Annotated in this window: 24 protein-coding genes, 1 tRNA gene and 2 pseudogenes; 7 read left to right on the forward strand and 20 right to left on the reverse strand. The window is 68.6% G+C overall.

What is annotated here, in order from left to right; all coding sequences use genetic code 11:
• Positions 1-93: 93 nt before the first annotated feature.
• The 18 genes and pseudogenes from C9E82_RS19210 to C9E82_RS19300 form a co-directional block, all read right to left on the reverse strand.
• Positions 94-1,032 (reverse strand): alpha-N-arabinofuranosidase, encoded by a 939-nt coding sequence (locus tag C9E82_RS19210; RefSeq protein ID WP_240643704.1) that lies wholly within the window; start codon positions 1,030-1,032, stop codon positions 94-96.
• Positions 1,033-1,086: 54 nt separating this feature from the next.
• On the reverse strand, positions 1,087-2,058 hold the full coding sequence (locus C9E82_RS19215; protein WP_119901001.1) for a LysR family transcriptional regulator: 972 nt from the start codon (positions 2,056-2,058) through the stop codon (positions 1,087-1,089).
• Positions 2,059-2,570: 512 nt separating this feature from the next.
• Positions 2,571-2,843, reverse strand: a pseudogene (locus C9E82_RS25505) (integrase core domain-containing protein); the annotation flags it as partial.
• Between the two features lie 94 nt (positions 2,844-2,937).
• Positions 2,938-3,380, reverse strand: a pseudogene (locus tag C9E82_RS25510) (transposase); the annotation flags it as partial.
• Between the two features lie 630 nt (positions 3,381-4,010).
• Positions 4,011-4,086: transfer RNA gene (locus C9E82_RS19230), tRNA-Phe, on the reverse strand.
• A gap of 84 nt (positions 4,087-4,170) precedes the next feature.
• Positions 4,171-4,335, reverse strand: a complete 165-nt coding sequence (locus tag C9E82_RS19235) for a DNA gyrase inhibitor YacG (protein WP_119900999.1) — start codon at positions 4,333-4,335, stop codon at positions 4,171-4,173.
• A complete protein-coding gene (locus tag C9E82_RS19240; RefSeq protein ID WP_119900998.1) occupies positions 4,335-5,384 on the reverse strand; it encodes a ribonuclease E/G in 1,050 nt (349 codons plus the stop codon). The genes C9E82_RS19235 and C9E82_RS19240 overlap by 1 nt, the downstream gene beginning before the upstream one ends.
• Positions 5,381-5,971 (reverse strand): Maf family protein, encoded by a 591-nt coding sequence (locus tag C9E82_RS19245; protein ID WP_119900997.1) that lies wholly within the window; start codon positions 5,969-5,971, stop codon positions 5,381-5,383. Before C9E82_RS19245 ends, C9E82_RS19240 begins: the two co-directional genes overlap by 4 nt.
• Before the next feature lie 30 nt (positions 5,972-6,001).
• Positions 6,002-6,220, reverse strand: a complete 219-nt coding sequence (infA, locus tag C9E82_RS19250; RefSeq protein WP_010397442.1) for a translation initiation factor IF-1 — start codon at positions 6,218-6,220, stop codon at positions 6,002-6,004.
• Positions 6,221-6,353: 133 nt separating this feature from the next.
• On the reverse strand, positions 6,354-7,460 hold the full coding sequence (locus tag C9E82_RS19255; RefSeq protein WP_183154119.1) for a FliM/FliN family flagellar motor switch protein: 1,107 nt from the start codon (positions 7,458-7,460) through the stop codon (positions 6,354-6,356).
• A gap of 97 nt (positions 7,461-7,557) precedes the next feature.
• Positions 7,558-10,224, reverse strand: a complete 2,667-nt coding sequence (locus C9E82_RS19265; protein WP_119900292.1) for an ATP-binding protein — start codon at positions 10,222-10,224, stop codon at positions 7,558-7,560.
• Entirely contained in the window at positions 10,214-10,573 is a 360-nt protein-coding gene (locus C9E82_RS25115) for a hypothetical protein (RefSeq protein WP_240643652.1), read from the reverse strand. Before C9E82_RS25115 ends, C9E82_RS19265 begins: the two co-directional genes overlap by 11 nt.
• Positions 10,574-10,624: 51 nt before the next feature.
• On the reverse strand, positions 10,625-10,999 hold the full coding sequence (locus C9E82_RS19275) for a response regulator transcription factor (RefSeq protein WP_240643653.1): 375 nt from the start codon (positions 10,997-10,999) through the stop codon (positions 10,625-10,627).
• Between the two features lie 122 nt (positions 11,000-11,121).
• Positions 11,122-12,393 (reverse strand): short-chain fatty acyl-CoA regulator family protein, encoded by a 1,272-nt coding sequence (locus tag C9E82_RS19280; RefSeq protein WP_170162149.1) that lies wholly within the window; start codon positions 12,391-12,393, stop codon positions 11,122-11,124.
• A 150-nt stretch (positions 12,394-12,543) separates the two neighbouring features.
• Entirely contained in the window at positions 12,544-13,401 is an 858-nt protein-coding gene (locus C9E82_RS19285; protein WP_119900294.1) for an ATP-binding protein, read from the reverse strand.
• The gene (gene tatC / locus C9E82_RS19290) at positions 13,398-14,267 is read right to left on the reverse strand and encodes a twin-arginine translocase subunit TatC (RefSeq protein ID WP_119900295.1); all 870 of its coding nucleotides are present in this window, start codon (positions 14,265-14,267) and stop codon (positions 13,398-13,400) included. The genes C9E82_RS19285 and tatC overlap by 4 nt, the downstream gene beginning before the upstream one ends.
• A gap of 1 nt (position 14,268) precedes the next feature.
• Positions 14,269-14,802, reverse strand: coding sequence for a Sec-independent protein translocase protein TatB (tatB, locus tag C9E82_RS19295; protein ID WP_122449363.1), 534 nt, complete (start codon positions 14,800-14,802; stop codon positions 14,269-14,271).
• Positions 14,803-14,820: 18 nt separating this feature from the next.
• A complete protein-coding gene (locus tag C9E82_RS19300; RefSeq protein WP_119901167.1) occupies positions 14,821-15,054 on the reverse strand; it encodes a twin-arginine translocase TatA/TatE family subunit in 234 nt (77 codons plus the stop codon).
• A 169-nt stretch (positions 15,055-15,223) separates the two neighbouring features.
• On the opposite strand from C9E82_RS19300, the gene C9E82_RS19305 reads away from it, so the two are divergent.
• The 4 genes from C9E82_RS19305 to C9E82_RS19320 all read left to right on the forward strand — a co-directional run bounded on the left by C9E82_RS19305 (position 15,224) and on the right by C9E82_RS19320 (position 18,413).
• Complete coding sequence (locus tag C9E82_RS19305; protein ID WP_119901166.1) at positions 15,224-15,838, forward strand: MarC family protein; 615 nt, start codon at positions 15,224-15,226, stop codon at positions 15,836-15,838.
• A 2-nt stretch (positions 15,839-15,840) separates the two neighbouring features.
• Complete coding sequence (locus C9E82_RS19310) at positions 15,841-16,407, forward strand: retropepsin-like aspartic protease family protein (protein WP_119901165.1); 567 nt, start codon at positions 15,841-15,843, stop codon at positions 16,405-16,407.
• A gap of 346 nt (positions 16,408-16,753) precedes the next feature.
• Positions 16,754-17,149 (forward strand): pore-forming ESAT-6 family protein, encoded by a 396-nt coding sequence (locus C9E82_RS19315; protein WP_119901164.1) that lies wholly within the window; start codon positions 16,754-16,756, stop codon positions 17,147-17,149.
• 151 nt (positions 17,150-17,300) lie between these two features.
• On the forward strand, positions 17,301-18,413 hold the full coding sequence (locus tag C9E82_RS19320; RefSeq protein WP_147482375.1) for an SGNH/GDSL hydrolase family protein: 1,113 nt from the start codon (positions 17,301-17,303) through the stop codon (positions 18,411-18,413).
• Here C9E82_RS19320 and C9E82_RS19325 read toward each other — a convergent pair.
• Positions 18,410-21,046 carry an HAD-IC family P-type ATPase gene (locus C9E82_RS19325; RefSeq protein ID WP_122449365.1) on the reverse strand — a complete coding sequence of 879 codons (2,637 nt, stop codon included), beginning with the start codon at positions 21,044-21,046 and terminating at the stop codon, positions 18,410-18,412. The genes C9E82_RS19320 and C9E82_RS19325 overlap by 4 nt on opposite strands.
• 223 nt (positions 21,047-21,269) lie before the next feature.
• Here C9E82_RS19325 and C9E82_RS19330 point away from each other — a divergent pair, with 223 nt between their 5' ends.
• Both C9E82_RS19330 and C9E82_RS19335 read left to right on the forward strand, forming a co-directional pair.
• Positions 21,270-23,189, forward strand: a complete 1,920-nt coding sequence (locus C9E82_RS19330; protein ID WP_244936045.1) for a PHA/PHB synthase family protein — start codon at positions 21,270-21,272, stop codon at positions 23,187-23,189.
• 7 nt (positions 23,190-23,196) lie between these two features.
• Positions 23,197-24,144 carry a bifunctional enoyl-CoA hydratase/phosphate acetyltransferase gene (locus C9E82_RS19335; RefSeq protein ID WP_119900862.1) on the forward strand — a complete coding sequence of 316 codons (948 nt, stop codon included), beginning with the start codon at positions 23,197-23,199 and terminating at the stop codon, positions 24,142-24,144.
• A 21-nt stretch (positions 24,145-24,165) separates the two neighbouring features.
• On the opposite strand, the gene C9E82_RS19340 is transcribed toward C9E82_RS19335, so the two are convergent.
• Entirely contained in the window at positions 24,166-24,531 is a 366-nt protein-coding gene (locus tag C9E82_RS19340) for a DUF983 domain-containing protein (RefSeq protein ID WP_119900856.1), read from the reverse strand.
• A 210-nt stretch (positions 24,532-24,741) separates the two neighbouring features.
• Here C9E82_RS19340 and C9E82_RS19345 point away from each other — a divergent pair, with 210 nt between their 5' ends.
• Positions 24,742-26,052 (forward strand): flavin-containing monooxygenase, encoded by a 1,311-nt coding sequence (locus tag C9E82_RS19345; RefSeq protein ID WP_119900857.1) that lies wholly within the window; start codon positions 24,742-24,744, stop codon positions 26,050-26,052.
• Positions 26,053-26,080 lie beyond the last annotated feature (28 nt).

Here is a 26,080-nt window from a genome sequence, read left to right on the forward strand (position 1 = left end):
GACTTGGCCGGCAATTTTGTATTGGAGGATTTGGGCTTCATCTTCGTTCCTTCGTCACTACGACGAAGCCCAAATCCTCCTTAAATCACAACCTCAAATCTGTGCCATGGGCGCTGACGGGGGACAGTCCTGCTCGCGATTGTGATACCAGACATTCCATTCATCAAAACAGATATAGACGTCGTTCTTGGCGCGCTTCTTGGCCTTGACGAAATCGATTACCCCGCCGATCGTCTGAATGTAGCGGCCCGTCTCGTCTATTTTGGCAAGATAGTTCAGTATGTTGTGACTGCTGTTGCCGAAATACTTGTGTAATGAGATGTAGTCGACGTTCTCGTAGCATTCGTCGAGAACCTGCCGCTCCCATTCCGGATACGTCGCCATCTGGTCGTTGGAAGAGCCGCAGACGATTGTCTCGATGCCCTTCCCGAAGGCCTTCACGGCTTTCGAGGTTTCATCGGCCAGGCGACCGTATTCCTTGGCTTCCTTATGGCCGATTTGCCAAGGGCCGTCCATCTCGTTGCCCAGGCACCACATCTTGACGTTATAGGGGTCCGCGACCCCGTGCTGACGGCGCAGGTCGCTCCAGTAGGTGCCCGATGGGTGATTGCAATATTCGACGAAGTTGCGCGCCTCCTCGATGTTGCGCGTGCCGAGGTTGACGGCCAGCATCATCTCGATTCCGGCATCCTTCGCCCAGCCCGCGAACTCGTTGATCCCGACTTGGTTAGTCTCGCGCGAGCGCCAGGCGAGGTCCAACCGCACCGGGCGCTGGTCCTTCGGGCCGACCCCGTCCTCCCACTTGTAAGCCGAGACGAAGTTGCCGCCCGGGTAGCGTATCGCCGGAATGCTAAGGCCGCGGACCAATTCGAGCACGTCCTGGCGGAAGCCCTGCGCGTTTGCAGTGGGGTGATCAGGCTCATAGATGCCAGTGTAGATCGCGCGTCCCATGTGCTCGATGAACGCCGAGTATAAGCGGTCGTCGATGTGGGCGATAGTGAAATCCCGGTGGATTGTTGCGCGGATCTTCACATGTCCCTCCCTCGGATCTGTCCGGAGAAAGGTACGGGCGCCACTCATTATCAATCAATTGATTTCATCGCCAAACCACTTATCGGAATTGGTAACCTTCTCTCGTTCCAGCAGCGTTTTGACCAGAGCGAGCATCTGCTCCGCCCCTGCAGACAGGCTGCGGTCGCGCGGACGCAGGATGTGATAAGGCTCGATGACAATCGAATTGTGGGTCTTCAGCAGGACTAGGTCGGCCGAAAAGGGGGGCTTCAGCAGCAGGTCCGCGACTTCTTGGGTGACCGCTGCGATGACATTGGAATCGCGCAGCAGCGCCATGATAGCGACGACCGAGGCAGTTTCAATCAGGTTCAGTGGCAAGTCGACGCCCTCCTCACGGAAGGCGATCTCGATCGCGTGCCGAATCGGGGCGCCGTGCTCCTGCATGGTCCACGGATGGTCTGCGATCTCCGCCAGCAGCAAATGATCGCGCCGGGCCAGTTCGTGCCGGCGGTGAACCATAAGCAGCACTTCCTCGTCTCGTGCTGGCGATACGTCGAAATCTCCTGCATTGGCGCCGCGCTCCAGCCGAGAGACCGCAAAATCGTATTCGCCTCGTTCAAGCCCCCACATCAGCCTTGACGAGGACGACACATCCAGAGAGACTTTCAACAGCGGAGCCTTCCGCTTCAGCTGCAGGATGGCGGGAATCACGGCTGCAAGCGCCGCGCCCGTCACTGCGCCGATCCGCACCGACCCTGCCGTCCCTTCGTGATGCGCCGCGAAGTCATGCGCCATCTGGTCGATGTTGTGGACGACCTTTAAAGCGTGGTGCCCCAGCACCTTACCGGATGCCGTGGGTTTCATGCCTCTTGCATCCCGTTCGAACAGCGCGACGCCCAGCTTGACCTCAATCTCGGTCAGCATCCGTGAGGCAGCGGGCACCGTCATGCCGCAGGCATCGGCGGCAAGCCGAAGTTTCCCGAGCCGTCCGATCGCCGCGATCAGGCGAAGCTGAACCGGTCTTAGTGATCTGAGATAGAGGTTCACTGCTGCGACTCCCTATGTGAGGTGGGCGATGATGGCCTGTCACGCTTTACCTATAAGATCTGGAACAGGTCGCTGAAATAGACATAGCGCTGCTGGAATAGTTTCCGTTTGTGAACGGGAGTGCGAATTGAGTGTTGAACGGCGTGGAACAACGTCCTGGCGCAGATTTGGTGCAGTTGAGCTGCTGAGGGCTTTCATTTGGGCCTTCTAAGGAGGCTGCCGCTGGAGACATGGTTTTCGCGACGAGATTTGCTGCCCGCAGGGCTTACGGTCAATCAGGTTGAGCTTGATCCGCCCGGGTCTTGCCCCCATTTTATCGGACACTCAGGCGATTGCGGTTTGAGCTGCGATGAACTCGCGTGGCGAGCGCATTTTCAGCCCAGAGTGCGGGTGGCTTGCATTATAATCCTCGATCCAGGAGCCGAACAATCTGACCTGCCCCCCGGTCGTCCCTCGCCGTGATGTAGAGTCCTTGGGGTTGATATTGGTCGGTTTCGGGTTGGGCGAGGGTCGGGCGCGGAGCCCCCAGTTTGCTCAATCGCCCTGCGCGCTTCTGCCGGGGTCTGGTTGCCGAGCGAGGAATGCGGCCTGACGTGGTCGTAGTCGTAGCGCCAGAGGGCCAGCTTTCGGCGGGCATCGGCCAGGCTTTCGCAGATCTCCTCGTTGAGGCATTCGTCGCGCAGGCTGCCATTGAATGACTCAATGCAGCCATTTTGCTGGGGCTTGCCCGGATCGATATAATGCCATTCGACGCCGTTCTCGTTGGCCCACTTCAGGATCGCCTTAGCGAGATTAGACCTCCCTGCGCCGTTGCCGCCCATTTCGGTTGGTTCACCTGACATCTGAAAACGTGCATTCTCGTGCGTTTCAGTGTCATGAAGCGAGCCGGATGATGTCGGCGGTCAACGCCTCTTCATCTGCACGGCCGCAAGGCTTCTTGCGCTGGGTCGAGCGATGCTGGCCGAGAACCTTGCAGGCAAACCGCTCCGAGACGGAGAACTTTGCCATGACATGGTCAACGCAGCGACGACGACGGGCGGGGCTCAATAGTTTCCCGAGGCAGCCTCTTTCAGAATCAGCTTCTCGAGCGTCAGGTCCGACACAGCCTTGCGCAGACGGTCGTTCTCTTTCTCGAGCTCCTTCAGCCGCTTCACCTGGTCACCCTTCAGGCCGCCGAACTCCTTGCGCCACCGATAGTACGTGAACTGCGTCACGCCGATCGTGCGAACCGCCTCGCCAACCGATCTTCCTTGCGACAGCAGAACATCGACCTGGCGCAGCTTCGCGACGATCTCTTCGGGCTTATGCTTCTTCTGGGGCATTCCAACGTCCTCTCCAGCGGCTCAATAGCCTACTTCAGGGAGGACCACTTTTCAGGGGGCAGACCACAAAAACGGGTCATTTTATATTCGGACAAATAGATAATGAGGGGATGGTTTGTGCGAGGCGGGAATACCGCTAAGCTGCAGCGGGGCGGGGGCGCTCGTGCGTTTTCCACGCTGCAGCTAGGTGCACATGGCACGGCTGCATCGCCGTTGACCTGCCCGCCGAACGAGAAGGCCACCGACTGCCCCCGCTAAGTCAGCTAAGCTGACTTGCGGCCAGCAAGCCGGAGGCTCACCCCACACGCGGCGGGCGCGAAATGTTCCGCGCTCCATAGGAGGCTCACAGGGGGGCGCTCGGCCACTACAGCGACGTGCGTGTATGGTGCCTGTGTGCTGCCTCAGATCGCTCTTGAGTGGCTGTCTGAGCGTGTGCGAATCGATTGGGAGGGGAGGTGCAGCGGGGCCACTTTTGCCACGTTTTTGCCATGCATTTCTTGTGACAATACCCGAAAACCCCCGGAAAAAGGCACAAGCGCCGCTATCCGGGGGTGGAGGAAAAGGGAGGCTTGGATTGCCTATAACCCTGTGTTTCCTAGTCTTTTTTCTGTCTTGGCTATCTTGGGAAAATGGTGCCCGGAGGCGGATTCGAACCACCGACACGCGGATTTTCAATCCGCTGCTCTACCAACTGAGCTATCCGGGCGCCGTTTCAGCCGATCTCGGCTGCCTGCGTGGAGCGCTGTTTACGGGCAGTGCCTGCGACTGTCCAGCCCGAATCGATGAAAAATCAGTGCGGCTTGTCGTCGTCCTCGGAAGGCACGTCGTCCAGCGGCGGGCCGGGGATCACATATTCCCCGCGCAGCCAGCGCGCGAGGTCGATATCAGCGCAGCGTTTCGAGCAGAACGGACGATAGGCCGCCGCCGAGGGCTTGTTGCAGATCGGGCAGGCCATCAGGCGCCCCCGGCCAGCAGCATCGCCAGCGGCGCGCGGTCGCGCTTGCGGCTGATCTCGTAAAGGCCCATCGCGGTCCAGCCGATCAGCGTGGTCTCGCTGGCGTCGCCCTTGAAGGCCGCGCGCAGGACCTGGTCCAGCGTCGCCCGGTCGCGCTTGGGCATGGGGGCGAAGTCGATCACGACCTGGCCGCCCAGGCCGCGCAGCCGCAATTGCCGGGGCAGGTCGCGCGCCAGGGCGATATTGGCCTTCAGCGCCGCGGCGGGCGAGCTGTCGCTGCCGGTATTCACGTCGATCGCGACCAGCGCGCGCGTGGCCTCGATCGCGGCCGAGCCGCCGCCGGGCAGGGCGACCAGCGGCGAGGCGAGCCGGTCGATGGCGTCGCCGACACCGTGCAGATCGAAGCTGTCCTCGCCTTCCTCGACGGCGTCCGGGGCGGGGTCGGCCCATTCGGTCCAGGCCAGCTCCCACGGCGTCGGCGCGTCCAGCAGCAACTCGGGCGGGCCCTGGTCCTCGGGCAGGATGCGGTCGGCCAGTTCCAGCAGCGGCATCAGGTCCGCCAGGATCTCCGCGTCATCGGCGGCTTCGGCGGCGCTGCGCAGGATCAGGCCGAATTCGCGGCCCGCCAAGGCGTCGCTGCCCAGCCGGGCCAGCGCCTCGCGCGTCTCGCTGTCGCGGATCCGGCGCGAGACATTGACGCCCGGCGCCCCCGGCGTCACCAGCGCATGGCGGCCCCGGAACAGCAGGCGGCCGCTCAGCGGGATCGCCTTGCCGGGCTCGGCCACGCCGCTGACCTGGACCAGCAGCGGCTGCCCCTCGCGCAGGCCCGAGCGGTCGCGCAGGAAGCCGCGCTGGCCATCGGGCAGGCGCAGGAAGACCCCGCCCTGGCCCTTCATCAGCCGTTCGGTCACGCCGCGGCAGATCGCGCCGGGGGCCAGCGGGGTGATCGCCGCCGGATCGACCAGCAGATCCTCCAGCTGGCCATCGACCATCAGCGCGGCGGCTTCGCGGGGGCCGATGCGGCCCAGGATGACCTGGCGTCCCTTCATGTGGTGCCTCCGGTAATGCCGATCGCGGCCAGCATGGCGGCGGTTTCCGACAGCGGCAAGCCGACCACGGCCGAGAACGAGCCCTGGATCCAGGGGATGAAGGCCGCCGCCGCGCCCTGGATCGCATAGCCGCCGGCCTTGCCCTGCCAGTCGCCGGCATCGAGATAGGCGTCAAGCGCGGCCGCGTCGATGGGGCGCATGCGGACCTGGGTTTCCACCAGCCGCACCCGGCTGCGGCCCCCATGGCGCAGGGCGATGGCGGTCAGCACGCGGTGGCGGCGCCCGGACATCAGGCGCATGAAGGCCGCGGCCTCGTCCCGGTCGGCGGGCTTGCCGAGGATCCGCCGACCGACCGCGACCGTGGTGTCGGCGGTCAGCAGCGCCTCGTCTTCCGCAAGGGGGATCGCCTCGGCCTTTTCCAGCGCCATGCGGCGCACATAGTCGCGCGGCGTCTCGGCCTTTTGCGGGGTCTCATCGATATCGGCGGGGCGCAGCGCGTCGGGGCACAGGCCGATCTGGGCCAGAAGCTCCAGCCGGCGCGGGCTGGCCGAACCGAGGATCAGCCGGGGGGGCGCGGTTTGGGTCATGCGGAAAGTCCGGCGCCAGGCGCGCCGGTCTTACTTGAAGCGGTAATTGATACGCCCCTTGGTCAGGTCATAGGTATTCATTTCGACCTGCACCTTGTCGCCGGCCAGAACGCGGATGCGGTTCTTGCGCATCTTGCCTGCCATATGCGCGATGATCTCATGGCCGTTTTCCAGCTCGACCCTGAACGTCGCATTCGGCAGGAGTTCCTTCACGACGCCGGGGAATTCGAGCATTTCTTCCTTGGCCATGATCACTCCATAGTGGGCGCCCCGCAAGATTCGGGACCGCTGTTAAATGCGTCGGGCAGGCGATGAATTCAAGGGAAAACCGCCCGCCGGCGGGCTTCAGACCCCTGATCCGCGGCGGAAAAGCCGCGCCGCGTCATTCGGGCAGGCTCCGCAGGTCGGGTTCGGGCGCCGGGGTGCCGGTCGCATCGGGCGGCGCGCGGAACGGGTCGGGGCGGGCCAGGTCCTCGATCGGCAGGTGATGGCGGTAGGGGCGGCCTTCCTCGGGCGGCGCCGGGTCGTCCTGCGGCTGGCTGCCGGCATCGGGGCCCTGCAGGCGGATCGCGTGGCAGCCGTCGGCCTCGCCCAGCTTGCCATGGGCAAGCACCTGGCCGCAGGGGGTTTCCAGCCGGGTATCGGCAAGGCTGACCCGCGGCAGCGCCAGAATCCTGCCGGGCGCCAGCGCGCGCAATTCGCCAAGCGAGATCCGGCGGCGGCAGAGGATGCCGACCAGCTCGACCGGCGCCTCGCGGACATTGGCGGCGAGGGTCGGGCGGGGCAGGGGCTCGGCCGGAACGGGTGCGGGATCGGTTGCGGGCGCCGGCTGGGGCGCGGCCGGCCGGACAGCGGGGGCGGGGCGGCCCGAGGGGCCGGGCTGGGGCAGGGCGATGAGGATCCGCGCCTCGCGCCCCTGCGGGCCGCCCAGCCGCAGATCCATCGCCATGCTGCGGAAGGGGCGGTCGTCCAGCATCAGCGCCAGCGGGCGCGGATCGTCCAGGTAGCTGGCATAGCGATAGCCCGCCCAGCCCTCGAATCCGTCGATCCCGTCCAGTTCCTGCGCGATCTCGGCCATCAGCGCATTGACGAAATCGGCGCAGAGCATGGCGTCGCTGCGGGTCGGGCGGCGGCGTTCGGCGGGGCGCCCGGTGATGCGGCCAAGGGTCTGCACCTCGATCAGCGCGGTGACGGCCTCGGGCGACAGGGCCATGACGCCCAGGGCCTCGCCCGGACCTTCCAGAACGGCCAGCAGCGCCGGGTCGGGCAGCAGTTCGGGCAATTCGGCCAGCGACAGGGCGCCCGGCGCGATGGCGGTCGGCTGCACCTCCAGCCCGTAGAGCCGGTCGGCCGCGCGGCCGATCGCGATGGCCGCGGCCTTGGCCGGGGTCGGCGGCGCCGGCTGCGGCAATTGCGGCGGGCGGCCGGCGTCTTCCTCTGCGGCAAGCCGCGCGGCCAGCAGGCGCCGCAGCACCCCGCCGCCCGGCATGGCCCCGTTCCGTTCCGCCCCTGACCCGAATTCCGACATCGCCAACCCGATTCGCCATTGATGTGAACAAACTGGCAAAGACAGGTTAAGAAATGCCTTATGCCTGGCCTTCGGGCGGCGCGACGCGCCCGCGCCCGACCGGCGGGCGCGCGGGCAGGCTGATGCGGAAGGCCGCCCCGCCCTGGCCGGGCAGGTAGGAAATCTCGCCGCCCAAGGACAGCATGATCTCGCGGCAGATGGCCAGGCCCAGCCCGGCGCCGCCCGCCCGCGCCGGATCGTTCAGCCGCGAGAACTTCTCGAAGATCAGCGCCTGCTGGCCCGCATCGATGCCCGAGCCGTTGTCGACGATGTCGATCTGCGTGCCCGCCCCGTCGCGGCGGGTGACGCGGATTCTCAGCCAGGGGCGCTCGGCATCGCAATATTTGCGGGAATTGGCGATCACGTTGATCAGCACCTGCAGCAGCCGGTCGGCATCGGTGATCACCGGCACATGTTCCGAGATCGGGTCGCGGTCGATGCCGAAGACGCGCTCGGGGCGGGTGGCCGAGGCGGCGGTCAGCGCCCGGCCGATCAGGTCGTGGAGATTGCTGGCCGAGACGCTCAGCTGCGCCTGGCCGCTTTCCAGCACCGAGATGTCCAGCAGATTGTCCAGCAGCCGGGTCAGCCGCCCGGCCTCCTCGTGGATGATCCCGGCGAACTTGCGGCGTTCCTCGTCGGTCAGGTCCGGTTCGCTGAGGAATTCCGAAAACGCCCGGATCGAGGTCATCGGCGTGCGCAATTCATGGCTGATCTGGTCCAGGAAGGCGTCCTTCTGCACCGACAGCGCGGTCAGCTTCTCGTTCGCCTCGCGCAGCTGGCGGGCGGTGCGGGCCAGCTCGATCGAGGCGTTTTCCAGCCGCTGGGTCTCCTCCTTGGCGCGCTGCGCCTCGTCGGCGACCTGCATCAGGTCGGCGACGGTCAGCGAGGTGCGCCCGGCGGCGCGTTCCACCATGGCATGGGCCGTGGCCGAGCCGATCGAGCCCGCCAGCCGCCGCTCCAGCCGGGTCAGGAAGCGCGGCGTCAGGTCGGGCAGATAGCCGGACTTGCCCTGGGCGGCGGCCTCGGCGCGGAAGAACAGCAGCGCCGGATCCGGCCCCCAGACCCGCCGCGCCATGGCCAGCAGCGGCTCGGCCCGGTCGTCGCCGCGCGCAAGCGAGCTGTTGCGGGGCGGCTCGACGGCGCTGACGAAGGACAGGCCCTGCAGCCGCTCGACCGGGTCGGGAAACCAGAAGATCGAGCAGGTGACGAAGGCCAGGCTGTTCACGGCCAGGGTGATGAAGATGCTGAAGGCCAGCGGATCGACGCCCTCGGGCAAGGGCGGCGGGCTGCCGATGCCGAGCGAGGGCAGATAGACGATCACCAGCCACAGAAGGAAGCCCGAACCGACCCCGGCATAGGCGCCGAAGCGGTTGGCGCCGCGCCACAGCAGCCCGCCGATCATCGCGGGCAGCACCTGCGCCACGCCGGTGAAGGCCACCAGCCCCATCGCCGCCAGCGCCGTCGAGCCGCCCGAGGCCTCGTGATAGACCCAGCCCGCGCCGACCATGGCCAGGATCGCCAGGCGGCGGGAATTCAGCACCAGCCCGCGCAGGTCCTCGGTCTCCTCGTCGGCGGGGCGCTTGCGCAGCGCCAGCCAGACCGGCGTCAGCCAGTGGTTCGAGATCATCGTGGCCAGCGCGATGGCGCTGACGACGACCATCGAGGTCGCGGCGGAAAAGCCGCCCAGGAAGACCAGCAGCGCCAGCATGTCCTGCCCGGCCGCATCCGGCAGGGTCAGCACATAGAGGTCGGGATTGGCGTCGGCGGGCATCAGCTCGTGGCCCATGACCGCGATGGGCAGCACGAACAGCGACATGGCGAACAGATAGGCCGGGAAGGCCCAGCCGGCCATGCGCAGCCGGTCCTCGTCGGCGGCCTCGATCACCATCACCTGGAACATGCGCGGCAGCGTCAGGATGGCGGCGGCCGAGACGATGTTCAGCGCCGTCCAGCGGTCGGGCCGCAGCTGCCAGCCCTCGGCATTGGCCGGGTCCTGCGCCGCCCTGGCGATCCGGGCGATGATGTCGGCGGGGCCGTCGGCCAGCCCCCAGACGACGAAGACGCCAAGCGCCAGGAAGGCCAGCAGCTTGACCACGGCCTCCAGCGCGATGGCGGTGACGACGCCGTGGTGGCGCTCGTCCGCGGCCAGGTTGCGGGTGCCGAACAGGATGGTGAACAGCGCCAGCCCCACGGCCACCCACAGCGCCGTGCCGCCGACGGCGCCGTTGTCCTCGGGACGGGCGGTGGCGAAGACCTCGAAGGACAGGCGCACCGATTGCAGCTGCAGCGCGATATAGGGCGTGGCCGCCAGAACCCCGATCAGCGTGACCAGCGCGGCCAGCGGGTTCGACTTGCCGAACCGCGCCGAGACCAGGTCGGCGATCGAGGTGACGTGATGGGTCCGCGCGACCCGCACCAGCCGGCGCAGCCCCCACCAGGACCCCGCGAAGACGATGGTCGGCCCCAGGTAGATCGTGGCGAATTCCAGCCCCGAGCGGCTGGCGTAACCGACCGCGCCATAGAAGGTCCAGGCCGAGCAATAGACCGACAGCGACAGCGTGTAGACCAGCGGATGGTCCAGCCAGCGCACCCGCCCGCGCGCCGCCGCCCGGTCGGCCCAGAAGGCCACCGCGAACATCAGCGCGACATAGGCCAGGCAGCCCGCGACCAGCGTCTCAAAGGGCATCGGGCGGGTCCTGGTCGGGATCGGATCGCGCCCCGGCGCGGCGGTCGGCACGGGCGGCCGCGCCGGGATGGCCCTGGCGATCGGCCTCGGGATCGGCGCGCGGATCGGCGGTGCCGATGGCGGCCTCGGCCCGGATCAGGGCGCGGTGCAGCAGCCAGATCAGCACGATCAGCACCGCCCAGAAGGCGAAGATCCAGATCACCCCCCCGGCCGAGGCGAAGGCGCGCGGCAGCCACCAGACCGGCAGCAGCAGCAAAAGCGCCGCCGCCACCGGCAGCACCCGCGCCGCATCCCCCAGCCGCCGCCGCCGGAACGAGGCGCGCTCCAGGAACAGCCGCCGTTCAGGCATCGCGGGTCTCGCGGGCTGCGATCGCGGTTGCGGGCAGCGTTCGGGGCGCCGTCATGCCAGCAGCTCCCGCACGACGCGGCGCAAGTCGTCGTTCGAGAAGGGCTTGGCCAGCAGCGCATCGGCCTTCTCGGCCAGCGGCTGGACGGCGGGCCCCTGTCCCCGCGCGGTCAGCATCAGCACCGGCGTCGCCGCCAGCCCGGCATCGGTGTCGGCGCGCAGCTCGGCCAGGATCTCGGCGCCCGAGCGGCCGGGCAGCATCAGGTCCAGGATCACCAGCCGCGGGCGGGCGGCGCGGATCCGCTGCATCGCGCCCTTGCCCTCGGGGTGAAGGCCGATCCGCCAGCCCTCGCGGGTCAGGATGAAGCGGACCGCCTCGGCAATATTCGTCTCGTCCTCGATCATCAGGATGTCGAGCTCTTGCGGCACGGGTCCTCTCCTCCCTGCGGCAGCCGGACCGTGGCGCGCCGCCTGTCGGACGATAATGTGCCGCAATGGAGCCCGCTGTCAAAGCCTGCCTTGGTCGAGGTCCGGCGATCCTTGCCCGAAGCTCAGCTGGTGGCCAGGATCGAGGGCTCCCTGCGTGCCGGGCACTGGCTGCGCGGGCAGATGCGGCAGGCCGGGCCGATGCGGATCACCGGGCCGCCCGAGGCGGCGGCGGCGGGCAGGATCAGCATCTGGGCGCGGGTCAGCACCGGGCCATCGATTCCCTCGGGCTGGCTGCGGGTCCCGTAGCTGATGGTGTGGAACCGGCCGCCGTCGGGCGCCTCCAGATACAGGCGGATCGCGGTCTGCGGCGCCGCCAGCGCCTGGAACAGCGGCCAGAGCGGGCAGGCATCGCCGGGCCGCGGCAGCGGAAAGCCCGGTGCCGGGCGGCGCAGCGTCAGCGCGCCCGAGCCGTCGCAGACCAGAAGCCCCGCGGTCTCGAACCCCGCCGGGCGCAAGGCGGCCAGGCGGCGCATGACCAGGTCCAGCGGCCGGGCCAGCAGCGCCGCGACCTGCAGCGGATCGCCCGCCGCGCGCCCCGCCGCCCCGGCCAGATCCTCGTCGGACAGGATCGCGGCCTCGGCCGCCATGCGGGCCTGGTGATCCCGCGCCATCGCCCGGCCCGCATCCGAGACCAGCGGCCCGCCCGGCGCCTCGATCTCGGGCGCGCCCGCCGCCAGCCAGGCCTCGACCTCCTCCTGCGGGGTGAAGATGGTGCCGTCGGCCTCGAAACTGTCCAGATAGGCGACCAGCGATTGCGCGGTCTGCGACAGGCGCAGGCTGTCCTCGTCCAGGTTGGCGTGGAAGCGGCGCCGCCAGTCGGGGGGGATCTCTCCCTCCTCGGCCAGGATCGAGGCGGTCGAGCGCAAGGCCGTCACCGCCGACAGCACCTCGTGCAGCGTGGCCAGCAGATAGGGGTCCTGCGTCATCCGGTCCGACAGGCCGACCAGTTGCCGCTCCAGCCCCTCGGCCCGGCGCGCGGTGGCGATCAGCACGCCCGCCCAGCCGGGAAAGCGGGCCAGGAACTCGGGCGCCTGCTCCAGCTCGGCGGGGCCGTCGGACAGGGCCTCGGGCAGCCGGGCGGCGGCCTCGCGCAGGGCGGCGATGCGGGCCTCCTCGCGGCCGGCGGCCAGTTCCTCGGCCGGCACATGCAGCACATCGGCCAGCCGGGTCATCAGCTCCTCGCCCACCGGGCGGCGGTTATGCTCGATCAGGTTCAGATAGGCCGGCGAAATTCCCACCTCGCGCGCGACATCGGCCTGCCGCCGCGACAGCGCCAGGCGGCGTTCGCGGATGCGGGTTCCGGTCAGGACACGGGTGGCGCTGCGCTGCTTCATGGCGGCCATGAAACCCGGCCGGCCCCCCGCAGGCAAGCGCCTTCCGCCCCGCCGCAAGCCCGCATTTTCATCTTGGCCGAAATATCCTCGGGGGAGTCCCGCAGGGACGGGGGCGGAAGCCCCCGGCGAGGCTGCCGCGCAGCGCCCCGGCTAGACCGCGATCCCGTGCCGCCCGGCCAGGTCGGTGAAGAACTGCCAGGCCACCCGGCCCGAGCGCCCGCCGCGCGTGGCCTGCCATTCGATCGCCTCGGCACGCAGCACCGCCGGATCGATCCGCAGGTCGTAGGCGGCGCAATAGCCGTCGATCATCGCCAGGAACTCGTCCTGCGAACAGGGATGGAAGCCCAGCCACAGCCCGAAGCGGTCCGACAGCGACACCTTCTCCTCGACCGCCTCGCCGGGATGGATCGCGGTCGACCGCTCGTTGTCGATCATGTCGCGCGGCATCAGGTGGCGCCGGTTCGAGGTGGCATAGAGGATCACGTTCGCGGGCCGGCCGCTGATCCCGCCATCCAGCACCGCCTTCAGCGACTTGTATTGCGTGTCGTCATGGCTGAAGGACAGGTCGTCCGAGAACAGCAGGAAGCGATGCTCCTTCGCCCGGCCCAGGATCGCCAGCAGCCGGTCGACCGAATCCAGGTCGTCGCGCGCGATCTCGACCAGCACCAGCGGCAGGCCCTGGGCCACGGCCTCGGCATGGACCGCCTTGACCAGCGAGGATTTCCCCATACCCCGCGCGCCCCACAGAAGCGCGTTGTTCGCGCCGAAGCCGCGGGCGAATTGCAGCGTGTTGGCCAGCAGCGTGTCCTTGGCGCGCTCGATGCCGATCAGCTGCACCAGATCGACGCGGGCGACGGTCTCGACCGGCTCCAGCCGGTCGGGATCGGGATGCCAGACATAGGCGCCGGCCTCGGAGAAGCTGGGCGCGGGCGCGGGCGGCGGGGCCAGCCGCTCCAGCGCGGCGGCGATGCGTTCCAGCGGATCGGTCGCGGGATTGTCGAAGGTCATTTCGCCGCTTCCTCGGTTTCCTCGTCCTCTTCCCACAAGCCCTGCGCGCGCAGTTCCGCCTCGCGGCGCTTCTCGATCCGCCGGACAAGCTGGATCGAGACCTCGTAAAGCGCATAGACGACGCTGAACAGCACGATCTGGCTGACGACATCGGGCGGCGTGGCGATGGCCGCCAGCACCAGGATCCCGACCACCGCATAGCGGCGCACCGAGGCCAGGCCGGACGAGGAAACCAGCCCCGCCTTGCCCAGCAGCGTCAGCGCCACCGGCAGCTGGAACGACAGGCCGAAGGCCAGCAGGAACTTGATCGTCAGGTTCAGGTATTCCTGCATCGAGCCCTGGAAGGCGATGCCCGCCACGTTCCCGGTCGCCGTCACCTCGTCCGGGGTTGCCACGACCGGGGCCTGCTGGAAGCCCAGGAAGAAATTGTAGGCCATCGGCAGGATGACGTAATAGGCGAAGGCCGCGCCGATCGCGAACATCACCGGCGAGGCGATCAGGAAGGGCAAAAACGCCGCCTTTTCCGACCGGTACAGCCCCGGCGCCACGAAGCGCCACAGCTGATAGCCGATCACCGGGAAGGCCAGTACGAAGCCGCCGAAGAAAGAGATGTTGATCGCGGTGAAGAAGCCTTCCTGCAGCTTGATGATCTGCAGCTGGCAGTTCTGCCCGCGCGCATCCAGCGCCGCGCAGATCGGCTGGGTCAGGATGTTGTAGATCGGCTTCCAGACCGTATAGCACAGCACCATGGCGATGATGAAAGCCAGCATCGACCAGATGATGCGGCTGCGCAGCTCGGCCAGATGTTCGATCAGCGGGGCAGAGCTGTCGTCAAGCTCTTCTTCCTGTGCGGGTTTCTTGGCCAAGTCAGCGGTCTTTCATGTCCGAACGGCGCACGGCACGGATGCGGCGGCCGGTTCCTGCGTCGCCCGTTTGCGTGCCCGCTGTCCCCGTGCCCGCTGTCCCGGTGCTGGCGGGTCCTGTGCCGCCCATACCGCCCGCTTCGCCGGCGGCGGGCTGCGGCGTGGGGGCGGGGGTGGGCGCAGGGGCGTCGGCCGCGGGCGGCTGCGGCGCGTCGGGATCGCGCTGCGGGCGGTTGCGCTGCGTCGGCATCGCGGGGTCCCATTTCTCGAACCGGTCGGCGGCGCGGTCCAGCGCGTCCAGCCCCAGCGATTTCTTCGAGGTCAGCGATTTCAGGTCGCGCAGGGATTTCGTGGCATCGTCGACGCCGGATTCGCGCGCCGCATCCTCCATGGCCGAGGAGAACTCGCGGGCCATGCTGCGGGCCTTCGCCGTAAAGCGTCCCAGCGCATGGAACAGATGCGGCAGGTCCTTCGGACCCACCACGATCAGCGCAACAATGCCGATCAGCAGAAGCTCGCTCCAGCCGACGTCAAACATGGACCGTGCCTTCCGGGGTCAGCTGCGGTCGGTGGGTTGCGGCGTCACGTCGCGCGCCTTTTCGCCGGGCACGTCATGCGGTTCCTCGCCTGTGCTCTCGATCTCCTTGGCGCCGTCGTTCACGCCCTTCTTGAAGGCGGTGATTCCCTTGCCGACCTCGCCCATCAGCGACGACACCTTGCCCTTGCCGAAAAGCACGAGCACGACGACCGCGATCAGCAGAAGACCGGGAAGGCCGATATTGTTCAGCATGTGAAGCTCCCTTGCCGGGACGGTTCAACCGTCCGCGTGCAACATTTAGGGACTCGGCCGGGGGATTGCAAAGCCCGATTGCGTGAGCGCGCCGCACGAAGCGCGCCCAGGCTGGGCACCGGGCCGGCATGGCGCTTGGCATGGCGGGCAGGCCGGGCGATAAGGCTGCATGGACATCGCGGTCTACATCACAGCCTTCGTGACGCTGTTCGTGGTCATCGACCCGGTCGGCCTGGCGCCGATCTTCGTGGCGCTGACGCCGGGCATGAGCGCGGCCGAGCGCCGCCGCATCGGTTTCCGCGCCCTGGTCATCGCCGGGATCCTGATGATGCTGTTCGGCCTTGCCGGAGAGGCGATCCTGTCGGCCATCGGCATCTCGCTGCCCGCCTTCCGCATCGCCGGGGGCGTGCTGCTGTTCCTGACCGCGCTGGACATGCTGTTCGAGCGGCGCACCGAGCGGCGCGAGGGGCAGGGCCATGACGATCGCGCCGACGATCCCTCGGTCTTTCCGCTGGCCATGCCGCTGCTGGCCGGGCCCGGCGCGCTGGCAACGATGATCCTGCTGGCCGGCCAGCAGGACGGCTGGCTGCATCTGGCGCTGATCAATATCGCCATGCTGCTGGTGCTGGTGATCGCGATGCTGCTGTTCCACCTGGCGACGCCGCTGGCCCATGCGCTGGGGCGCACCGGCACGATGGTGGTCACGCGGCTGCTGGGGATGCTGCTGGCGGCGCTCTCGATCCAGTTCGTGATCGACGGGCTCAAGGGCTCGGGGCTGGTGTGACGATGGGCGGCGATTGGGCGCAACTGGCCTATTACATCCTGCTGCTGGTGGTGATCGGCGGCGCCATGCTGTTCGAGCTGTCGGGCCGCGGCGGCCAGGCGCTGCGCCAGATCGCGCTGTGGGCGGTGATCTTCGCCGGGGCGATCTTTGCCGCCAACCTGTGGCTGGACTGGTCCGAACCGCGCCAGCAGGTGCTGGAGGGCGGACGGATCGAGATCCCGCTGTCCCGCGACGGCCATTTCCACCTGATCGCGCAGCTGAACGGGCAGGACGTGCGGATGGTGGTCGATACCGGCGCCTCGACGGTGGCGCTCAGCCGCGAGGATGCGCGCCGCATCGGCATCGACCCCGAGGGGCTGGCCTTCATCGGCACCGCCGTGACCGCCAATGGAAGGGTGCGCACCGCGCCGGTGCGGATCGAGGAATTCGCCATCGGCGACATCGTCGACCGCGACGTCCCCGCGATGGTGATCGACGGCGGGCTGGAGGGCTCGCTTCTGGGCATGTCCTACCTGCGCCGCTTCGCCCGCGTCGGCTTCGAGGGCGATCTCTTGGTGCTGGAACGCTAGGGCGGCAGCAGGTTCCCGCGCAAATGCCGCTTTTGCCTGCGCCGGGCAATTTCCTGCGGCCGATGCGGCCGAGGCCGACGCTAATACCAAGTTAATTCAGTTATTTGGCGCGAATTCTTGGCGCGGCTTGTGGTCGTTCACATCCGATCACAAGCTGCATCCGCCGCGCCGCGGCGGCTGTCCGCGGCCGGAAACCTGGCAGGCAGATCCCCCGATCCGCTTGTTTCGGCACGGTTTCGCTGTGGGCAGGATCGCGGGGTGGCCGTTCGGAAATCCCCGGCTTAGGTCTTGGGACATGCGGGCGCTGCGACGTCCGTTTACGATCGAACGACTGAGGAGTCAGATAATGATCCGTAAGCTTTCCCTCATCGCGGCGTTTGCTGTCTGCGCGTCTCCGGTGCTGGCGCAGGACGAGGCCCCGGCCGTCCCCGAGGCCGATCCGGCCGCCGCCTACGAGGCCGCCCGCAACCAGCTGGGCATCCTGAAATTCTGCAACGCGCAGGGCTTCAGCGGCGAAGAGGCCATCGTGGTGCAGGAACGCGTGCTGGGCATGATCCCGCAGGGCGACGCGGCGGCGGGCGATGCGGCCGAGGCCAAGGGCACCGAGGGCGTGGTCTCCGCGATGGGCGCCGAGGTCTCGCTGGAGGACAGCGCCGCGCAGCAGGGCACCACGGCCGAGGCCCAGTGCCAGCAGATCGAATCGCTGGTCAACCAGCTGGCCGCGCAGCTGCCGGCCGAATGATCGGATCTGCCGCGGCATGATCCCTTGCGATCTGGCGACGGGCCGGCTGCCATGCCGGCCCGTTTGCCGTTCCGGCCGCAACGCCGTGGTGCTTGCACTTTCCCCGCGCCGCTGAAAGATGGGCGCGGCGAAGCTGCAAGAGGCGAATGGCTTGACGATCTATGTTCTGGGCGGGTCGAACTCGCTGTTCGGCAATGGCTGGGTTTCCCATTACGCCGCGCTGAAAAGCCAGGAGGTCGTCAATCTTTCGGTCGGGGCCACGACCACGCTGGCGGGGATCTATCGCCTGCTGCAGGACGGCCGGGCAGGGCGGGGCGACACCGTCGTCTGGGAATATGCGCTGAACGAGGTCAACCATGCTCGCGGCGGCTATTCGGTGGACCTGCTGCTGAAGAATGTCGAGCACCTGATCTGCATCTGCCGCAGGCGCCGCTGCCGCCTGGTGATGGCGATCTTCACCCCGCGGCCGCAAGAACTGGCCCCCGATCGCGATCCCTATTACGACCAGTTGCTGGCGCTGCTGGATCATTACGGGATCGGATCCTTCGACATGTCGCGCGCCTGGCGCGCCGCGCATGGCCTGCCCGCCATCCCCGCCGAGCTATATGCCGACAATTTGCATTACAGCCACGATCCCGCCTTGCTGGATTTCATCGCCAGGGGCGTCTCGTCCGTTCCCCGCCGGGTCCCGGCGCAGGTCGCCGCGCTGCGCACCGATGGCCGGCGGCTGAGATTGCTGACGGATTTCGCGAAGCAGCGTTTCACCAATTCGATCATGGATGTTCCCGCCGCACCCTTGCCGCTGCGGATCGCGCCCCGGCAAGCGGGCAGGATCATCGCGCTTTTCATGATCTGCCGGCCGAATGAGGATGTCGGCGTCCTGGCGCAGCTGCATGGGCCCGAGGGCAGCTCGCGAAAGCTGCGGATCTCGACGACGATCGACAAGTCGTTCGACCGCAAGATCCTGAAGGCCGTCTCGATCGAGCACGCGACCGGCGAAGCCTGGCCGCTTGCGCGCGGTTGCGAAGTGTCGATGCGGCCGGTGAAGGCCCCCGGCCCGGCCCATGCGGAATACCAGCTGAAGCGCCGGCTGAGGCAACCGGTCCCCAGCAAGGAGCCCATCGTCTCGGGCGTGCTGGTTGAACTCGATCCGCCCGAACGCCCCTCGCAACAGCCGCCGCCCCCACCGGCCCGCCCCGTCCCGCGCCTGCCTCTCTGGCGCCGGGCCGCCTCGCGGATGGCCCGGCTGGTGCGGCGCGCCTAGCTGCCCGGCCGTCGCTGCAGGCCCAGGCGGATCTGCTTCTCGATCTCGATCAGCGCGAAGAAGGCGACGCCCACGCCGAAGATCAAGAGCCCGTCGGCGAAGGGGACCGGCTGCGTGCCCAGGATCATCTGCGCCGGCGGCAGGTAGGTGACGGCGAATTGCGCGGCGGTGATGGTCAGCACCGTGATCCAGACCACCCGCGTGCCCTTGGTGGCATTCCAGGTCAGCGAGGTGCCGTGGATGTTGCGGATGAAGAACAGGTGGAAGATCTCCAGCACCACTAGCGTGTTCATCGCCATGGTCTGGGCCAGCGGCAGCGGATAGCCCTTGTCCATCGCATAGGCGAAGACGCCGAAGACCGCCGCCAGGAACAGCATCGCCACCAGCACCACATGCCAGACCAGCTCTCCGGACAGGATCGGGGCGTTGCGGGGGCGGGGCGGGCGCGACATGGTGCCGTCCTCGGTCGGCTCGAAGGCCAGCGCCAGGCCCAGGGTGATGCCGGTGATCAGGTTGGTCCACAGGATCTGCACCGCCGTCACCGGCAGCGACATGCCCAGGACCAGCGCGGTGATGACGGTCATCGCCTCGCCGGCATTGGTGGGCAGGGTCCAGCTGATGACCTTCTTGAGGTTGTCATAGACCGTCCGCCCCTCGCGCACCGCCGCCGCGATCGAGGCGAAATTGTCGTCGGTCAGCACCAGGTCAGCGGCCTCCTTCGCGGCTTCCGAGCCCTTGAGGCCCATGCAGATCCCGGCATCGGCGCGGCGCAGCGCCGGGGCGTCGTTCACGCCGTCGCCGGTCATCGCGACCGACAGGCCGTGTTCCTGCAGCGCCGTGACCAGCCGCAGCTTGTGCTCGGGGCTGGTGCGGGCGAAGACATCGGCGTCGATCACCGCCAGCAACAGGGCGGCCTCGTCCATCTGGTCCAGTTCCGCCCCGGTCAGCACGCGATGGGGATTTTCCAGCCCGATCTGGGCGGCGATGGCGGCGGCGGTGCCGGCATGGTCGCCGGTGATCATCTTCACCCGGATCCCCGCCGCGCGGCATTCGGCCACGGCGGCGATGGCCTCGGCGCGGGGCGGGTCGATCAGGCCCACAAGGCCCAGCAGCTGCAGCCCGCCCTCCAGCGCGGCGGCGTCGATGTTGCCGGCCGGCGCGGGGGCCTCGGCCAGCGCCAGCACCCGCAGCCCGCGCGCGGCCATGGCATCGGCGCGGGCCAGCCAGTCGGCCTGGTCCAGCCCGGCGCACATCTGCAGCACCCGCTCGGGCGCGCCCTTGACATGCAGGACGCGGCCCTGCGGCCCCTCGGCCAGGGTCGCCATGAAGCGCAGCCGGGAATCGAAGGGGATGGCGTCGAGCCGTGTCCAGCCCGCCCGCGCATCGGGCAGCGCCTTGCCCGCGAAGGCCAGCAGCGCCGCCTCCATCGGGTCGCCCTCGGGCTGCCAGTCGCCGTCGCGATGATGGATCTCGGCGTCGTTGCACAGCGCCGCGGCCAGCGCCAGCGCGCCCAGGTCGCCCGCCCCCGCATCGCCCGCAGGCGTGATGGCGCCCTCGGGCGCATAGCCCTGGCCCGCGATCTCGAACAGCCCCTGGGGCGTTTCGGCGGCGGCGACCAGCATCTCGTTGCGGGTCAGCGTGCCGGTCTTGTCGGTGCAGATCACCGAGACCGAGCCGATCGCCTCGATGGCCGGCAGCCGGCGGACGATGGCATGGCGGCGCGCCATGGCCTGCACGCCGATGGCCAGGGTGATGGTCATCACCGCCGGCAGCCCCTCGGGGACCGACGAGACGGCGAGGCTGACCACGACGATGAACAGGTCCCCGAAATCGTAGTCCCAGACGACATAGCCGAACAGCAGCAGCAGGGCCGATGCCAGCAGGATCAGGAGGGACAGCCAGCGCCCGAAATGGTCCATCTGCGCGACCAGCGGCGTGGTCAGCTGCTCGACCGTCGCCAGAAGCCCGCCGATGCGGCCGATCTCGGTCTGCTGGCCGGTGGCGGTGACCAGCCCGCGCGCGGTGCCCTGGGTGATCAGCGTCCCAGAATAGAGCATCGAGCGGCGATCCCCCAGCGCCGCGTCGGGGGCCACCGGTTCGGGCGTCTTCTCGACCGGGACGGATTCGCCGGTCAGCACCGCCTCCTGCGCCGAGAGGCTGCGCGCCTCGATCAGCCGCAGGTCGGCGGGCACCTTGTCGCCCGCCTCCAGCAGCACGACGTCGCCCGGCACCAGCGCGGCGCCCTCGACCGAGACGCGGCGGCCGTCGCGCAGCACCGTGGCATGGGGGGCCAGCATGTTGCGGATCGCGCCCAGGGCGGCCTCGGCCTTGCCCTCCTGGACGAAGCCGATCACCGCATTGGCGACCACCACCGCAAGGATCACCGAGGTGTCGATCCAATGCGCCAGCGCCGCCGTGATCGCGGCCGCGCCCAGCAGCACATAGATCAGCACGTTGTTGAACTGCGCCAGGAAACGGATCACCGGACTGCGCGGCGGCGCCTCGGGCAGGCGGTTCGGCCCGTATTGCTGCAGGCGCCGGGCGGCTTCGTCGCCCGACAGGCCCTCGGGGCGGCTCTCCAGCGCGGCAAGGCAGTCCTGGGGGGTGCGGCTGTGGCTGTCGGGGGGCGTCATCCTGTCTCCTTCGCGCGGTGTTCCTGTGTCCGTCGCGGATAACCCGGACCCCTGGGCGGTGGCCTTGATCGGGGTCAAACCCCGCGGGGCCGGGGGGTTCACGAGGGCGTCCTGGGGCGCGGCGGAATTGCCGCAGCGCGGCAATCTTGCGGGATTCGTCTGGATGTGCAAATAATTTCAGACTTCTTGATCCATGTCATGAACCCTTCGGCCTTGGCGTGGCATGGTCCCGCGCAAGACCGCCGAACAGGAGCGCAGGCCCGAGATGTCCCCGTCCGACCACACCGCAACGCCCGAGACCGGCGGCAAGGTGGTGCCCTTGCGCCGCCCGCGCCAGCGCCGCAGGCCCCCCGCCAAGCCTGTCGCCAATCCCGCCGCCAAGCCTGCCCCGGCGTCCTGCCCGCCCGAGGAAGAGCCGCTGGGGATCGAGCTGTTCCAGACCCTGGACCGGCTGTGGCTGTCGCAACGCGGGCTGATGACCGGCGGGATGTCGCGGGCCTCGGCGGCGCTGGCGCTGTTCGACTGGGGGCTGCACCTGGCCACGGCGCCGGGCAAGCAGATGGAGCTGGGGGTCAAGGCGCTGCGCAAGGCCGGGCGGATGGTGGCGCATCTGATGGCCTCGGCCGCCGGTCCCGGCGCGGCCCCGGCGATCCAGCCCCTGCCGGGCGACCGGCGCTTCGAGCATCCCGGCTGGCAGCACCCGCCCTTTTCCTGGATGGCGCAGGGTTTCCTGCTGCAGCAGCAATGGTGGCACAACGTCACCCATGAAGTGCCCGGCGTCTCGCGTCATCACGAGGCGCAGGTCTCTTTCGCGGCGCGGCAGGTGCTGGACATGTTCTCGCCCTCGAACAACCCCTTCACCAATCCCGAGGTGATCCAGCGCACATGGGCCACCGGCGGGCTGAACCTGCTGCAGGGCTGGCGCAACTGGGCCGACGACGCCGCCCGGCAGATGGCGGGCCGCCCGCCCGCCGGGGCGGAAGCCTTCCGTCCGGGGCACGAGGTCGCGGTGACGCCGGGCAAGGTGGTCTGGCGCAACCACCTGATCGAGCTGATCCAGTATGCCCCCACCACCGAAACCGTCCGCCCCGAGCCGGTGCTGATCGTGCCGGCATGGATCATGAAATACTACATCCTGGACCTGTCGCCGGAGAATTCGCTGATCCGCTGGCTGGTGGGGCAGGGGCATACGGTCTTCGCGATCTCTTGGCGGAACCCGGATGAAGGCGACCGCGACCTGACGCTGGAGGATTACCGCAAGCTGGGCGTGATGGACGCGCTTCGGGCGATCGGGACGATCCTGCCCGACAGGCGCGTCCATGCGGCGGGCTATTGCCTGGGCGGCACGCTGCTGTCCATCGCGGCGGCGGCGATGGCGCATTCGGGCGACCAGCGGCTGGCCTCGGTGACGCTGCTGGCGGCGCAGGCGGATTTTTCCGAACCCGGAGAGCTGGCGCTGTTCATCGACCCCAGCCAGATGCGGCTCCTGGAGGCGATGATGTGGAAGCGCGGTTACCTGTCGGCGGGACAGATGGCCGGGGCCTTCCAGATGCTGCGCTCGAACGACCTGATCTGGTCGCGGCTGGTGCGCGAATACATGCTGGGCCAGCGGGCGCCGATGAACGACCTGATGGCCTGGAACGCCGACAGCACGCGGATGCCCTTCCGGATGCATGTGGAATATCTGCGCCGGCTGTATCTGGACAACGAGCTGGCCACCGGCCGCTTCATGGTCGAGGGCCTGCCGGCGGTGCTGCAGAACATCCGCCAGCCGATCTTCGCCGTCGCGACCGAGCGCGACCATGTGGCGCCCTGGCGCTCGGTCTACAAGATCCAGCACCTGACCGATACCGAGGTGACCTTCGTGCTGACCTCGGGCGGCCACAATGCCGGGATCGTCAGCGAACCCGGCCATCCCGGCCGGCGTTACCGCGTCGGCACCCGGCAGGCGCTGGACCGGCTGCCGGTGGCCTCGGAATGGCTGGCCGCGCATGAGCCGGTCGAGGGCTCCTGGTGGCCCGCCTGGGGCCGCTGGCTGGCCGCGCGCAGCGGCGCCCCGGTCGCGCCGCCGCCGATGGGCGCGCCGGATCGCGGGTTGGCGCCGCTTTGCGACGCCCCCGGAACCTATGTCCTGCAACGATGAGGCGCAGATGCTGATCCAGAAACCCTCGGGCGACGGCCCCAACCTTTACGCGCGCTTCATCGCCAAGGCGCGCGCCCTGCCCGCGGCACCGGCCGGGATCGTCCATCCCTGTTCCAGGGCGGCGCTGCAGGGCGCGATCGAGGTCCGCGACGAGGGGCTGCTGGAGCCGCTGCTGATCGGCCCCGAGGCGAAGATCCGCACCGCCGCCGACGAGGCCGGGCTGTCGCTGGACGGCATCGCCATCGAGCCGACCGAGCACAGCCACGCCGCCGCCGCCCGCGCGGCAGAGCTGGCGGTGTCCGGGCGGGTCTCGATCCTGGTCAAGGGCAGCCTGCACACGGACGAATTGCTGGGCGCGGTGATCGCCCGCGATTCCGGGCTGCGCACCGAAAGGCGCATCAGCCATGTCTTCGCGATGGACGTGCCCGCCTATGGCAAGCCGCTGATCGTCACCGACGCGGCGGTGAACATCATCCCGACGCTGGATCACAAGCGCGACATCTGCCAGAACGCCATCGACCTGCTGCGCCTGATGGGGCTGGAGCGGCCCAAGGTCGCGGTGCTGGCGGCGGTCGAGACGGTGAATTCCTCGATGCCCGCGACGCTGGACGCCGCCGCGCTGACGGTGATGGCGATGCGCGGCCAGATCACCGGCGCCGACGTGGACGGGCCGCTGGCCTTCGACAATGCCATCAGCCCCGAGGCGGCGGCGACCAAGGGCATCGTGTCCCCGGTGGCCGGCCATGCCGACGTGCTGCTGGTCCCCGATCTGGAGGCCGGGAACATGCTGGCCAAGCAGCTGATCTATTTCGCCGGCGCGACCGCCGCCGGGCTGGTTCTGGGCGCGCGGGTGCCCATCGTGCTGAATTCGCGGTCCGATCCGCTGAACGCCCGCATCGCCTCGGCCGCGCTGGCGCGGCTGGTGGTCGAGCGCAGGGGGCTGGTCCCGGAATAGGCTCCGGGGGGGCGCCGCGGTTCAGGCGCCGCGATCCTGTTCGTCCTTGGCCCACAGATAGCCGATGAAGGCGCCCTTCACCAGGCGCAGCAGCAGCAAGGTCAGCACCGTGGTGACGGCCGTGGTGATGACCAGCAGCATCACCGGCGACGGCCGGAAGATCACCCAGGTGAAGCCGATCAGCGGGATCAGCAACAGCAGCATGATCGTCATCGCGAAGAAGGCCGGCCCGTCCGCCGCCGGATAGCGGCCCAGGGGCGCCTTGCAGATCTCGCATTCGGCGGGGACGGCCAGGTAGCCGCGCAGCAGTTGCCCCTTGCCGCAGGCCGGGCAACGGTTCCGCAGCCCCCTGGTCACCGCCATGCTGGTTTCGCGCTCTGCCGACATCGTGATCCCCTCTGCAAACCGACCGGGTGAAACTGGCGCGAACCCTGCCGTTGTCGATGCGTCATTTCGGCACGCGCCGCCGCTTAGGAACAGCCTAACCAATGCAACGCCAGAACGTAATGTTCCGGCGGATCGCGGCTCGATTAAACCCGGTGTCCAGGACCGCCGCCTTCCGCCGCATGGGCGTGGAGGCCGACAAGGGAACAGGTGATGCGGGTTGAAGGAATTGACACTCTGGTGATCGGGGCCGGCCAGGCCGGGCTGGCGATGAGCGAGCATCTGACGGCAGGCGGCATCCCGCATCTGGTGCTGGAACGCGACCGGATCGCCGAACGCTGGCGCACCGCGCGGTGGGATTCGCTGGTCGCGAACGGCCCCGCCTGGCATGACCGCTTCCCCGGCATGAGCTTTGACGAGATCGACCCCAGCGTCGGCCCCGACGATTTCCCCTCGAAGGACCTGGTCGCGGGCTACATGGAGGCCTATGCAAGGCGGATCGAGGCCCCCGTGCGCACCGGCGTCGAGGTCCAGCAGGTCCGGCGGCTGGAGGGCCGGCAGGGTTTCCGGGTGCAGACCTCGGAGGGCGTGATCGAGGCGCTGCGCGTCGTCGCCGCGACCGGGCCGTTCCAGAAGCCGGTCATCCCGCCGGTAATCCCCGAAGGCGTGGGCCTGGTGCAGATCCATTCCAGCGACTATCGCAACCCCGGCCAGCTTGCGGCGGGCGCGGTGCTGGTGGTCGGCGCGGGCTCCTCGGGCGTGCAGATCGCGGACGAGCTGATGCGGGCCGGCCGCCGGGTCTATCTGTCAGTCGGGCCGCATGACCGCCCGCCGCGGTCCTATCGCGGGCGGGATTTCTGCTGGTGGCTGGGCGTGCTGGGCAAGTGGGACATGCCTGCGCCCGCGCCGGGGACCGAACATGTCACCATCGCCGTCAGCGGCGCGCGCGGCGGCGAGACGATCGACTTCCGCCGGCTGGCGCGGCAGGGGATCACCCTCTTGGGCCGCACCGAGGCTTGGCGGGACGGCCTGCTGGCCTTCGCGGGCGATCTGGTGGCCAATCTCGCCGATGGCGACGCCAATCACGACGGGCTGCTGGACGAGGCCGACGCCTATGTCGCCCGGAACGGCCTGGACCTGCCCGAGGAGCCCGAGGCGCGGCGGCGCCCTCCCGATGCGGAATGCATCCGCGATCCGATCCGCGCGCTGGACCCGGCGGCGGCCGGGATCGCCACCGTCATCTGGGCGACGGGCTTTTCGACCGACTACGGCTGGATGAAGGTCGACGCCTTCGACGAAGGCGGCCGCCCGATCCACCAGCGCGGCGTCTCGACCGAGCCGGGCATCTATTTCCTGGGCCTGCCCTGGCAGTCGCGCCGCGGCTCCAGCTTCATCTGGGGGGTCTGGCACGATGCCCGGCACCTGGCCGAACAGATCGCCATCCAGCGCGGATACCTGGCCTATCGGCCCCCGTCGCAGGCCCGGCCGAACCGGCCCGATCATGCCCATGTCGCGCAGCGATAGGCCGGACCTTCCTTTCACGCCCGCCCGC

It is taken from the genome of Paracoccus sigandri, assembly GCF_003709565.1.
GTDB classification, from domain to species: Bacteria; Pseudomonadota; Alphaproteobacteria; order Rhodobacterales; family Rhodobacteraceae; genus Paracoccus; species Paracoccus siganidrum.